Below are 13,513 nucleotides of genomic sequence, written 5' to 3' on the forward strand. Positions count from 1 at the left end.
TCTCAGTGACAACTTGCAATTTAAAGGACATCGAATAGTCCTTCTGTGTACGCTTAACGTACTGTGAATGATTGATTTCTTTCATAACGCTACTTTTTGTGTAACGCTATTTCAGGACGAGACATTTAAAGCAAAAAAAAGGCCTCTGAACCAGAGGCCTTTTTTAAATATCTTACTACCGTTAGAATCTTTTTTCTTTGATACGGGCTTTTTTACCGGTAAGGCTGCGTAAATAGAAAATTCTTTTACGACGAACGCTACCGCGTTTGTTCACTTCAATTGAATCGATGAACGGAGAGAACAAGGGGAAAATTCTTTCGACGCCAATGTTTCCTGACATTTTGCGAATGGTGAAAGTTTTGGTAGTCTCTCTTCCGCGAATCTGAATAACCACACCACGGAAATTCTGAATCCTTTCTTTACCACCTTCAGCGATCTTGTAACTTACGGTAATAGTATCCCCTGCACCAAACTTTGGATGCTCCGTAGCTACTGCAAATTCTTTTTCTACTGCTCTAATTAAATCCATTTCTTGTATTTTTTATAAGTTGGCAATGTAATTCGTTCAAACACGAACCAGAGATTGCATTAAATCGGCTGCAAAAATAGTATTTCTTTTTATTTCAACAAACATATTTTTATGTCAAAATCCATTTTTAGAGAACTGATATTCAGACATAAAAACACAATATACTTCAAGATACAAAAAAAGGCCTCAAAACCGAGGCCTTTTTCTTATCTATTTTAGCACGAACAATTAATGACTTGGCCCCAAAACTTTAAAATGATCGCCTGTTGCATTCACGATGGCTTTGTACCACCACTCAGGGTAACCGGCAAAAATAGGAGAAGCCGGCATACCGGTTTCGGTACGTAAAAATTCACCGTCTTTTTCTTTCTTAATGTTTCCATCGGTGTATTTTACCACCAGGTAATTCCGAAGTTCTTTCCAACGGGTGGTCATATTATTGGCCTCGTTTACCGAGAACTCTGAAATAAAACGACGGGCTTCCGCATCACCTTTTGATGTGTATAAGGTTTCAGCTGCTTTGTCAATCACCTGAACATAGTTTACAAATTTCGTTTCCAGTTCGTTCTGAACTTTCTGAATATCTTTGATCATATCGTCGTAACGCAGATAGGCGTAATTTGCCACCTGGCTAAACGTCCAGAACGCAGAACTTTCACTGAAAGTCAGCAAGTCTCCGTTTCCTACCGCAAAGCATTCGGGAATTTCAGTAATTCCGCAATACATTGGTGCATAACAGGTGCTGTAGGCATCATCAACACCAAACCAAAGAATTCCACCAATCGGATCGGGTAACCATCTACGGCTCTGGGCAACAAATGAAAAACCGGTTTGCTGAGTTGAAATGGCTCTTTCGTTACAATATTCAACGGAATCCACTTCCCAGGTTAATCCTCTCCATCGGTAAGGCAGTTTGTAAGGCCCTGCACCAAGATCCTGTGTCATATCCAGTTCTGTTCCTTCAAAATGATCACGCATCATTCCCATTACATCCTGAACTGTCAATTTTTTATCCGGTTTCACCCACAACGGAATACGGTTTGAAGGGAAATTGTGCTGTCCACCGTGTTCAACTATTCCCTTGGCATATTCGGTATATTTTTCCATTCCCGAAGCTACTTTGTTAAAACCGGCCCAAACGCGCGCGTCACAAAAACGAGCGCCGCCAAAATCAACCGGAGCATACACATCAGAAAAACTGAAGTCTTTGTTGGCTCCATCAAACCATCCTTTCTCACGGGCAAAAGAAATTACATCTTTGGCATAAAGACAATTTTCCTTATCATCGAGCGGGAAAGTAGTGATACGTGCCTGGTTGGCATGGCCACTGATGTATCCGTCAGGAATACGCATGGCTACCCAAACCGCACCTTTTTCACCTTCTCCTTTACCGATCAGTTCCAGTATCCAGGCTTCGTTCGGATCAGAAATGGAAAACGATTCACCGGAACTGTAATAACCATACTCTTCTACAAGATCAGTCATCACCCCGATGGCTTCGCGAGCCGTTTTGGCGCGCTGTAACGCCACATAAATCAAACTGCCGTAATCCATAATTGCGCCTGCCTGACTTCCCAGTTCCGGTCGGCCGCCAAAAGTTGTTTCGCCAATGGCCAACTGAAACTCATTCATGTTGCCAATCACACTGTAGGTATGTGCCGGTTGCCGAATCTCTCCCAGATATGTACCGGTGTCCCACTCGTAAATTTTACGCATGGCGCCTTCAGGATGATCTTCTGCCGGCTGATAATACAACTCACCATACAAAGTATGCGAATCGGCTGCGTATGTGATCATTACCGATCCGTCGACTGAAGCACCTTTAGTAATTAAAAAATTGGTACACCCGTTTGATACCTGCTGGTTAATAATCAGAAATGCAAATATTAGCATTCCTATCATTGAAATTTTCTTCATTATTACTACTATTTATGTTGCGAAAGAGACAAAGATAATGAAATCAACTTCCCTACTTATGATATTTTACATACCGGGAAATTTACCTTTACTTTTCGAATTAAAAAACACGCAAGCAAATCCTTTAGTTGATGCATCTTTTTATTTTCTCAACCACTTCTTCGATGTTGTTATCCAGTCCGATTGAGAGTCTTACCAATCCGTCAGACAGACCCATTTCATGTTGCACTTCTGGCGGGATTTCGGAAGAGGTACTATGACCGGAACAGCTGAACAAAGTTCTGAAGTATCCCAGCGAAACGGCCAGGTAACCTACGTTTTCCTGTTGCATTTTATACATGATCTGGTTCGCGTTTTTCTCGGTTCCAAAGTCAATCGCAAGTATACCACCGTAACCAAACTGACTGTTCATTAAACGGGTGTGAAGTTCGTGTTGCGGATGACTTTGCAGTCCGGGATATTTCAACGACAAACCTGTTTTTTCCAGCTCCAGTGCTACGTACAATGCATTGGAACTGTGCTGTTTCATCCGAAGATGAAGGGTATGAATATTTTTCAAAATGCCTGACGAGCGCAAAGGATCGAGCACGGGGCCCAGCAACATGGCCGTTCCGTCGTTTACATTCGAAAGCTGATTGATAAATTCTTTCGAACCGCAAATGGCTCCGGCCACGCAATCGTTTTTTCCGTTGATAAACTTGGTCATGCTGTAAACGACAAAATCGGCTCCCAGCTCTGCAGGTGAAAATATCATGGGAGTAAAAGTATTGTCTACCATCAGTTTTGCTCCGGCTTCATGGGCAATTTTGGCCAACTCCGGAATATCAGAAACCTGAAGCAATGGATTGGTGACTGTTTCGGTGTAGATGACTTTTGTATTGAATTTTATGGCATTTTTCACCTGTTCGAGGTTGGTAATGTCAACAAAACTTACTTCGATGTTGTATTTCGGCAACCAGTTTTTCAGAAAGGCATAAGTTCCTCCGTAAGTCGTAACACTGGTTACAATGTGATCGCCCGAGTGGCACAACTGAAGTAAGGAACAGGTTATGGCCGCCATTCCGGAAGAGGTTACCCAGGCCGATTCGGTTTTTTCCATCGCAGCCAAAGCATCTGCCAAATATTTATTACTGGGATTCCAGTGCCGCGAATACAAAAAACAGCCTTCCATATGTCCCTGGAAAGTTTCTTCCATGGTTTCGCCTTCCAAAAAAGTATAGGTAGAAGAATCGGTTATGGATGGATTGACACCGCCAAACTCGCCAAATTGCTGAACGTCGTAAATTCTCTTTGCAGGATCTGATTTCATAACTCAGGTAAATTAGTTTTCCCCGAAGTTAGGTGGATTCAGAGCCATTAATAATGACGAAAATCTGTTTTTAAGTTTCCGAAAAACGAACTTTTCTGAATTTTAAAAAATAACGGCTAGGTTTACTTCCAGAAACCGGCTTTATAAACCGAAACATTTTCGGCATAATCAACAACTTCCAACACCAATTCGTGCTGTTTCCCAAATTCAAAACGTGATTTATCAAAATAATGAGTGATCAGATTGCTTTTGGCATCGTATTCAAACAAAGCCCATTTTCCATCCAGTTTACCTTCGATGCTTTTTATGCCGGAAAGATCGTCACTGATTTTGAAACGAACGCGTGGCGATTCAGTTAAACTGCCACCGGCAATGCTAAGTGACTTAATTACCGGAGGAATGGTATCAACCATAACGGCATATACTCCCAGGCTACGAATACTGCCTTCTACACATCCGTTTTTAAAGCTGCCGCCAACCGCCGATGGTTGTCCGCTTTTTGAATTCAAGCTAACGATCAGTGCTTTCTGTTCGAGTTCCACAGGAAGGTTGCGTGCCTTAATTTTTATTTCAGCCGGAACATGAAGCGGAATTTTATTGTCCGCTAATTTGTGAAAGTCAGAATAAAAAGCCAAAGTAGTTGGTTCTTCACGGTAAGTAAATTCGAAATCGGAATAAAGCGCCCCCTTTGGTATTTCCAATTCACAATTGCCTGATTTGAACGAATTCTCCTTGTTGTATTTCATTACAAGGGCTTCTGCAGGAATCGCCGAGTTCACTTTTTTGAATTTTACTTCCACATTAAACTGCAACGAAGAAGAATTTCCATACGAATCTGAAAGTTCCATCCGAATACTGTGGCGACCGCTTTTTTCAGCTAAAACTCCGTTCGAAAAATCATACGTATATATAGGCAATTGATTTCCGGGATCAACCCAGGTTTTGATAAAGCGCCTCCCCGATTCAATATATTCGCCGTACACGATGTGACTATTTATGTATCGCGAATGATCAAACGAAAAGCGATCGAGCAGAAAGGCAAAGCTCGTCATTCCGTCAACCGAAAGACTGAGTTTATTTATGCCGCATTTATTGTAACTTCCATCCAGATAATCGTTGGCCTCAATGGCAAAACCCACCGGCCCATAAACCGGAATTACCGGATCGCCTTTCACATGGTATTTTCCTTCAACAAAAACCACCGGATAACTGGCCGAAACGGGCTGATAATTCACGTGAGAAGTATCGGAAAGCGGAACCACCAGCAACGAATACAATTTCGGAGGAGTATTATCCGCTACCGAAAATCCGTAATCGAGCGGATTTAAAGGTTCTTCTGATTTTGTATCCCGAATCTCAAAGTGCAAATGTGGTCCGCCCGAACTGCCGCTATTCCCGCTTTTAGCGATTTCGTCTCCTCTTTTTACAGGAAATAAAAACGACGGCACTTGTAAGTCGACCCGAAACGAAAGTTGTTCGTATTGTTGGTCGGTTACATATTTTTTTATTGCGGGAGAGAAACGCTCCAGGTGGCCGTAAACCGATGTAGTGCCATTGGGGTGAACGATGTAAAGTGCGTTCCCAAATCCTGAAGGAGAAACAGAAATACGCGAAATATATCCATCGGCCACAGCATAAACTGGCAAACCGGTTCCGCCATTTGTTTTAATATCGATTCCGGAGTGGAAATGATTGGCTCGCAGTTCAGCAAAACTGCCACTCAACAACAGGGGTATTTTTAACGGATCGCTAAAATATTTTTCCTGCGCACTTATTCCAAAACCAGACAGAACCGCGAAAATCAGTAATATTGCTTTCATCGAAATTATTTAGTTGGCGTACAAATTTAACTTTTTTCGCATGTGCCTTTTGCGAAACAAAGGTGCACTAGCCATTTTATTAGCAGATTGTTACTGTTCAGTGCATTTATCTCATTAACACAGAGGTGTTAGCATTATTTACCTCCAAACAGGTAGTTTTACTTTCTTAATATTGAAAAAAAGTTAACTTTGCCTTTGAAATGCAGCTAAAATGACCGAAGAAGATCGTTTGCTTCTAAAAGAATTAAAAACGAATGTGCAGCAATTATTTAGCAATTTCAAACATTTGGAAAATGAAAACCAATTGTTGCACAGCGAAATTTCGAAACTCCAAGACAAAATCGGAGAACTAGAGCATGAAAAGTTGGAAATCGGTCGAAAAAACGAGCAACTGAAAATTGCCAACCAATTGTTATCCGGAAAGCAGGAAAACGGGGAGGCAAAACAGAAAATTAACTTATTGATACGGGAAATTGATAAATGTATCGCATTACTAAACAGGTAATGTATTGTGAAAGAGAACGACTTTAGAATAAATATTAAGATTGATGGAAGGAATTATCCGTTGACCATCAATCGGAAAGATGAAGAGAGATATCGAAAAGCTGCAAAATTTGTGAACGAAACCATTGCCGAATTTCGAAAACGGTTTCAGCACAACGACCAACAAGATATAATGGCGATGACTGCTTTTCAGGCCGCACTGAATTACAGTAATTTACAGGAACGCCAGGATTATTCTCAATTCATCGATGATATTAAAGATTTAAATGACGACGTTTCTGATTTCTTGAAAGAGCAGAATAGGAAATAGAAATATAAAGTATTTATCAAAGCCCGTATTGGCCCTTTTCACAATAGAAAAGGTTCTGTACGGGTTTTTTAGTATTAAAATTAACAGTTCATGGATATAAATTTAATATTTGCAGTAGCTGTAGGATTTGTTGGAGGTGGCGGATTAGCCTACTTCGCATGGAACAAAGCCCTAAAAGCGAAGAAACGGAAGATCATTGCTGAAGGCATGGCCGAAGCGGAAGTGATCAAAAAAGATAAGATTTTACAGGCCAAGGAAAAATTCCTTCAATTAAAATCGGAACACGAGAAATACATCAACGAAAAAAATTCAACCCTTGCAAATCTTGAAAACAAGCACAAGCAACGCGAGAATACCTTAAATCAGCGTCGTGATGAAATCAACAAAAAAGTTAAGGATTTTGAAACCGAAAAAAGGGAGATAGAAGTTATTCGTGAAAATCTGAATGCCCAGTTACAAAGGGTAGAACACAAAAGCGAAGAGCTGGAAAAAATCCACAAGCAAACACTCGAAAAACTGGAACAGGTTTCGGGACTGTCGGCAGAAGATGCAAAATCGCAGTTGGTAGAATCGCTCAAAGAAGAAGCCAAATCGGATGCAGTGGCCTACATCAACGAGATAATGGAAGAAGCCAAACAAACCGCCAACAAAGAGGCGAAAAAGATTGTGGTGAAATCCATCCAGCGTGTGGCGACTGAAACAGCTATCGAAAATTCAGTGACAATTTTCCACATCGAAAGCGACGAAATCAAAGGACGAATTATCGGTCGTGAAGGCCGCAACATTCGGGCCCTGGAAGCTGCAACCGGTGTTGAAATTGTTGTGGACGATACTCCTGAAGCGATTGTTCTTTCTGCATTTGATCCGGTACGCCGTGAAATTGCCCGTCTGGCTTTACACCAGTTGGTAACCGACGGACGTATTCACCCGGCACGTATCGAGGAAGTGGTTCAGAAAGTGAAAAAACAAGTGGAAGAAGAAGTAATCGAAACCGGAAAACGTACGGCTATCGACCTTGGAATCCACGGGTTACACCCGGAATTGATTCGTTTGATCGGTAAAATGAAATACCGCTCATCCTACGGACAGAACCTGTTGCAGCACTCGCGCGAAGTAGCTAACCTGAGTGCAATTATGGCATCAGAGTTAGGATTGAACCCGAAAAAAGCAAAACGTGCCGGTTTACTTCACGACATTGGTAAAGTACCGGATGATGAACCGGAATTGCCACACGCGGTGCTGGGGATGAAGCTGGCGGAGAAATACAAGGAAAAACCGGATATTGCCAATGCAATTGGTGCACACCACGACGAAGTGGAAATGCAGAGCCTTCTCGCTCCTATCGTTCAGGTTTGCGACGCGATTTCAGGTGCCCGTCCGGGAGCTCGTCGCGAAGTGGTGGAATCGTACATCAAACGACTGAAGGATCTGGAAGATCTGGCGCTTTCTTATCCGGGAGTAATGAAAACCTATGCAATTCAGGCAGGTCGCGAGTTGCGCGTAATTGTTGGCGCCGACAAGATGAACGACCAGGAAACCGAACAGCTCTCGTACGATATCTCAAAACGTATCCAGGACGAGATGACTTATCCGGGACAGATCAAGATCACAGTAATTCGCGAAACACGCGCTGTGAGCTACGCAAAATAAAAAAAAGGAAAATTGAGATAGCAAAGCCTCCTGTCGTTTGACAGGAGGCTTTTTTGTATCATTCCAAGAGAATATTGTCGTTTTCAACGCCTTCTAATTATTTATCTTATTGGCTAAAATTTTCGTTGAAAAGAAATTGGAAAAGACAAAAGGCTTCGTTCAATTTTGGCGCTTTGGAGCAAGCCCAAAAAAGCCATTCCTTACAGAACGGCTTTCACAATAGCTATTATTCTTTTTGCCCTAGTTTTTGAAGAATTGCATTGTATTTATCCATCTCTCCACTACGATAATAAATCTGTTTTAATGATTCAAGCGTACCAACTTCGTCGGGATTAAGCTCGTTGCATTTTTCGAAATAAGGCAAGGCCTTTTTGAGCCATTCATCACCCTTCTTCATTTCTGCCTCGTATTTAACATTGTCGCCCGCCGGAACATCTGTTGCAATCTGGAATTGATTTACCCCCCTGTTGAAATACAATGCGCCGAGGTTATAGTAGGCATTAAAAAAAGTTGGATCGACCTCTGCAGCTTTAAGGTATGCATCGACTGCTTTGCTTTCTTCTTTGAATTTTTCCAACAGCGCGCCTTTAGCAAAGTATAATCTTACATTTGTAGGATCTTGAGCAATCGCCATTTCGAGGTATTTTAAAGCATCTTCGTTTTTCCCAAGTTTCATGTACAACTCAACCATAGCCGTTAAAATATCGTTGTCATCAGGATATTTCACAAATCCTTCCTGAACTGTTTTTAAAGCGTTCACCGTGTCCTGCATCTGCATGTATGAATCGGCTATCAAACCGTAAGTTTTTGCGCCGTTATAATCATACTTTGCCGCCTCTGAATAATATTTAACCGCTTTTTCAAAATTTTCACCAAAATACGCAACCAAACCTGCGTTATAGATAACAGTTGTATCAATGGCCTCTGGATTGTCTGCTTTTACAATATCAATATTTTGAATATCCAATATCTGCTCAAACGACTTTAATGCTCCTTTATAATCTTTACCGCTATATTGCTCATAAGCTTTAGTCTGCAGGTCGTTGGTCAACAGCGTCAATTTTATTTTAACACTGTTACTACTCTTTCCTTTGTCATCAAGCTCCAATGCTTTTTTATACGATTCCAGAGCAGTTGTTAACGGATCGTCGGCCAGTTTCTTAATGGCAGGATCCTTACTCTGGGCAATTGCCTGATAAATTTCACCACGAACCTCCCAGGTTTTTGGCCATGAAATAGAGTTCTCCGCCTTTTCGTTTGAGGGATCAAGCGCTTCATCAATCGCTTCCAGCGCTTTATCCAATTTGCCGCCATCTTTAAGGGTTTGGGCACTTGTTACTTTTCCCTTTTGTGCAAAAGCACTGGAAAAATATAATATCAAGGCCAGTAGGATAAGTGATTTTTTCATAACATAAGTATTTTTTTGATGCTTAAAAGTTACTTAAAAATAGATATTATTAGTTTTAAAGCAAACACATGCCTTGGAAATCAATAAATTACTCAGGATCCAAATTATCTTCTTCATTTCAAATTGAATCTCCGCCAGAACGCTCACTGCCATTGACAACAGCTTGTCTGAACAGTTTCTTTATCAAATTTTCGCAAAGTTCAAAGCATAAAAAAACCGCCCCTATCCGGAGCGGTTTTCCTAAATCTTTATTGGGATAATTCTTACTGACCTAATTTCTCAAGAACAGCATTGTATTTATCCATCGCTTTCATTCTGTAGTATAAGTTTTTCAACGATTCCAGCGTATTGATGTCTTCAGCATTTAACTCCTGGCATTTTTCCATGTAAGGAAGCGCTTTTTCGAACCAAACATCTGCTTTTTTTAACTCCTCCTGGTACTTGGCATTATCGTTGGCAGGAACAGCATTTGCTACCTCAATTTGTTTTACTCCTTTGTTGTAATACAAGGCACCTAAGTTGTAATAGGCATTAAAGAAACTTGCATCAACCTCTGTCGCTTTCATATAAGCGTCAACTGCTTTTTCTTCCTGACCAAATTTTTCAAGCAAAGCGCCTTTTGCAAAATAGTAAGTTACATTCGACGGATCCTGTTCAATAGCCATTTCAAGGTATTTCAAAGCCTCTTCGTTTTTATTCATTTTCATGTACAGGTCAACCATGGTCGTCAAAATAGTGTTGTCTTCAGGATATTTCAAAAATCCTTCCTGAACTGTTTTTAACGCGTTTACAGTATCCTGCATTTGCATGTATGAATCGGTAATTAAACTGTAGGTTTTTGCCCCGTTATAACCGTATTGAGCCACTTCGCCATAGTACTTAACGGCTTTATCAAAGTTTTTAGCATTGTAGGCTGCCAACCCTGCATTGAAAATGATAACAGTGTCAATGGCATCCGGATTATCAGCTTTAACGATATCGAGGTTCTGAACTTCCAGAATCTGTTCGAACGACTTTAATGCGCCTTCATAGTCATTTGCACCAAACTGCTCAACAGCCTGATTGGTAAGGTCGTTAGTTAACAATGTTAATTTGATTTTTACACCGTTACTCGCTTTTCCTTTTTCATCCAACGACAAAGCCTTTTTATACGACTCCAAAGCTATCGCCAACGGATCATCAGCGAGCTTTTTAATATTTGCATCTTTACTTTGAGCAATTGCCTGGTAGATTTCACCACGTACTTCCCATGTTTTTGGCCATGGAATAGATTTCTCCGTCTTTTCGTCCGATGGATCTATTGCCTGGTTAATAGCCTCCAGCGCTTTGTCCAATTTACCGCTATCTTTAAAGGTCTGTGCACTTGTCACTTTGCCTTTCTGAGCAAATGCTCCTGAAACAGAAAGTACCAAGGCAAGTAGAATAATTGTTTTTTTCATCACTTCAGAATTTTGTTGTTACTTAAATATTTCTTAAAAATAGATGTTTTCACTGTTTAAGCAAGTTTATGCTTTAAGAATCAAAAACTATTCCTGATCCAGGTTATTGTCTTCATTTTCAATTGATTCTCCGGCATCTTCATCACCATTTCCATTGGTTTCGTCGACCGCAACACGTGCCACAGAAGCAATCCTGTCATCACCTCTTAAGTTAATTACCCGAACGCCCTGCGTTGCTCTACCCAACACAGAGATCGAACTCACAGCAACGCGAATAGTAATACCGTTTTGGGTAATGATCATCAGGTCATTTTGGTCTGAAACATTTTTAATGGCAATCAGCTCGCCTGTTTTCTCGGTAACATTGATGGTTTTTACTCCTTTTCCACCTCTGTTTGTTACCCTGTAATCATCAATTTTAGAACGTTTTCCGTATCCGTTTTCGGATATTACCAGGATATCTTCGTTCTCATCCTGTACACAAATCATACCAATCACTTCATCACTATCGCTACCAAGGCTTACACCACGTACTCCTGAGGCAGTTCTTCCGATTGGCCTAACAATGCTTTCGTTGAAACGGATGGCTTTACCTGAACGAACCGCCAGCATCATTTCGCTGCTGCCGTTTGTCAATCGAGCTTCAAGCAACTGGTCACCGTCTTTAATAGTAATTGCGTTTACACCGTTCTGACGTGGGCGGGAATAAGCTTCCAGCGTAGTTTTCTTGATAATCCCCTTCTTGGTTGCTAAAATGATATAATTATTATTGATGAATTCCTGGTCGGTAAGTGTCTTCACATTAATAAATGTCAACACTTTATCATCGGGCTCAATGTTCAGAATATTCTGGATGGCACGTCCTTTAGAAGCTCTTGTCCCTTCCGGAATCTGGTAAACCTTCAACCAATAACACTTTCCTTTTGCGGTAAACAGTAAGAGCGTATTGTGCATCGATGCAATAAAAAGATGTTCAAGGAAATCTTCATCGCGGGTAGTACTTCCTTTTGAACCAATCCCTCCTCTTCCCTGTGTACGGAACTCAGTAAGAGGAGTACGCTTAATGTATCCCAGGTGAGAAATGGTGATCACCATATCTTCATCGGCATAAAAATCTTCAGGATTGAATTCTTCAGCATTTGGAATTACCTCGGTACGACGATCATCGCCATACTTTTGTTTCATTTCCCTCAGCTCTTCCTTGATGATATCCATCCTCATATTTATATCAGCCAAAACCTTTTTCAGGTATTCGATCTGAGCCATTATCTCTTCGTACTCTTTATGCAACTTGTCTTGTTCCAGACCTGTTAACTGACGCAGTCGCATTTCAACGATCGCACGAGACTGAATTTCGCTTAACTCGAAACGTTCCATCAATCGGATACGTGCTTCTTCCGGTGTTGAAGAACTACGAATAATGGCAATCACTTCGTCGATGTTGTCGCTTGCAATAATTAGTCCTTCGAGGATATGCGCGCGTTTTTCGGCCTGTTCCAGTTCGTATTGAGTACGCCGGGTAACTACCTCGTGACGGTGATCGACAAAGTGAACGATCAGTTCCTTCAGATTCAGCGTTTTGGGACGACCGTGAACCAAAGCAATGTTATTTACACTGAAACTGGTTTGCAACTGCGTATATTTGTAGAGTTTATTTAACACTACGTTGCTCATTGCATCACGTTTCAGGTCGTAAACCACACGCATTCCTTCTCTGTCCGACTCGTCGTTAACATTCGAGATGCCTTCGATCTTTTTATCGTTTACCAGATCAGCCGTTTTTTGAATCATTTCGGCCCGGTTCACCATGTAAGGAATTTCGGTCACCACAATTTTCTCGCGACCTCCTTCATTTTCAATATGCGCCTTACCGCGAACAATAATACGACCACGACCGGTTTCATAAGCATCTTTTACGCCCTGATATCCGTAAATGATACCTCCGGTTGGAAAGTCAGGCGCTTTAATAATTTCGACCAACTCATCGATGGTGATGTCGCGGTTGTCGATATAGGCAATTGTCGCATCTATCGTGTCGCTCAGGTTATGGGGCGGCATATTGGTGGCCATACCTACTGCAATACCCGACGCTCCGTTGATTAACAGTTGCGGGATTTTTGTTGGTAATACTTTCGGTTCACTCAGCGATTCATCAAAGTTGGGCTGGAAATCAACCGTGTTTTTTTCCAGGTCGGCCAATGTTTCTTCTGCAATTCTGGACATTCTTGCCTCGGTATAACGCATCGCCGCAGGGCTGTCGCCGTCTACCGATCCAAAGTTTCCCTGTCCGTCAACCAGCGGATAACGCAATGACCAGTTCTGGGCCATACGCACCATGGTAAAATATACTGATGAGTCTCCGTGTGGGTGATACTTACCAAGCACCTCCCCTACAATTCTAGCAGACTTCTTATACGGCCTGTTTGACAAAGTTCCTAATTCGTGCATCCCGAACAAAACACGGCGGTGCACCGGTTTAAAACCATCTCGCACATCAGGCAATGCACGGGATACAATCACAGACATTGAATAATCGATGTAAGCAGACTTCATCTGCTCCTCAATGTTTATTCTGATAATCTTTTCTCCTTCTGACATTATATCTCCTTTTTTTCCTTATTATCATT

At 41.4% G+C, this 13,513-nt stretch carries 10 protein-coding genes; 3 read left to right on the forward strand and 7 right to left on the reverse strand.

Annotated elements, in window-relative coordinates; genetic code table 11:
* Positions 1 to 181: 181 nt before the first annotated feature.
* The 4 genes from rplS to MR764_RS18605 all read right to left on the reverse strand — a co-directional run bounded on the left by rplS (position 182) and on the right by MR764_RS18605 (position 5,575).
* Positions 182 to 529: a 50S ribosomal protein L19 gene (rplS, locus tag MR764_RS18590; RefSeq protein ID WP_247980960.1), complete on the reverse strand. Its 348-nt coding sequence runs from the start codon at positions 527 to 529 to the stop codon at positions 182 to 184.
* 228 nt (positions 530 to 757) lie between these two features.
* Positions 758 to 2,446, reverse strand: a complete 1,689-nt coding sequence (locus MR764_RS18595) for a C69 family dipeptidase (RefSeq protein WP_247980961.1) — start codon at positions 2,444 to 2,446, stop codon at positions 758 to 760.
* A gap of 124 nt (positions 2,447 to 2,570) precedes the next feature.
* Positions 2,571 to 3,755 (reverse strand): aminotransferase class V-fold PLP-dependent enzyme, encoded by a 1,185-nt coding sequence (locus MR764_RS18600; RefSeq protein ID WP_247980962.1) that lies wholly within the window; start codon positions 3,753 to 3,755, stop codon positions 2,571 to 2,573.
* A gap of 122 nt (positions 3,756 to 3,877) precedes the next feature.
* On the reverse strand, positions 3,878 to 5,575 hold the full coding sequence (locus MR764_RS18605) for a M23 family metallopeptidase (protein ID WP_247980963.1): 1,698 nt from the start codon (positions 5,573 to 5,575) through the stop codon (positions 3,878 to 3,880).
* 211 nt (positions 5,576 to 5,786) lie between these two features.
* On the opposite strand from MR764_RS18605, the gene MR764_RS18610 reads away from it, so the two are divergent.
* From MR764_RS18610 to rny, 3 genes are all read left to right on the forward strand, one after another.
* Positions 5,787 to 6,080 carry a hypothetical protein gene (locus MR764_RS18610; RefSeq protein ID WP_247980964.1) on the forward strand — a complete coding sequence of 98 codons (294 nt, stop codon included), beginning with the start codon at positions 5,787 to 5,789 and terminating at the stop codon, positions 6,078 to 6,080.
* 6 nt (positions 6,081 to 6,086) lie between these two features.
* Entirely contained in the window at positions 6,087 to 6,389 is a 303-nt protein-coding gene (locus MR764_RS18615; protein ID WP_247980965.1) for a cell division protein ZapA, read from the forward strand.
* 90 nt (positions 6,390 to 6,479) lie between these two features.
* Positions 6,480 to 8,039 (forward strand): ribonuclease Y, encoded by a 1,560-nt coding sequence (gene rny, locus MR764_RS18620; RefSeq protein WP_247980966.1) that lies wholly within the window; start codon positions 6,480 to 6,482, stop codon positions 8,037 to 8,039.
* A gap of 226 nt (positions 8,040 to 8,265) precedes the next feature.
* On the opposite strand, the gene MR764_RS18625 is transcribed toward rny, so the two are convergent.
* The 3 genes from MR764_RS18625 to gyrA form a co-directional block, all read right to left on the reverse strand.
* Entirely contained in the window at positions 8,266 to 9,447 is a 1,182-nt protein-coding gene (locus MR764_RS18625; RefSeq protein WP_247980967.1) for a tetratricopeptide repeat protein, read from the reverse strand.
* A 263-nt stretch (positions 9,448 to 9,710) separates the two neighbouring features.
* Positions 9,711 to 10,886, reverse strand: coding sequence for a tetratricopeptide repeat protein (locus MR764_RS18630; RefSeq protein ID WP_247980968.1), 1,176 nt, complete (start codon positions 10,884 to 10,886; stop codon positions 9,711 to 9,713).
* Between the two features lie 87 nt (positions 10,887 to 10,973).
* A complete protein-coding gene (gene gyrA, locus MR764_RS18635; protein WP_247980969.1) occupies positions 10,974 to 13,484 on the reverse strand; it encodes a DNA gyrase subunit A in 2,511 nt (836 codons plus the stop codon).
* Positions 13,485 to 13,513: the final 29 nt, after the last annotated feature.

It is taken from the genome of Maribellus sp. YY47 (assembly GCF_023111095.1).
GTDB lineage: Bacteria > Bacteroidota > Bacteroidia > Bacteroidales > Prolixibacteraceae > Draconibacterium.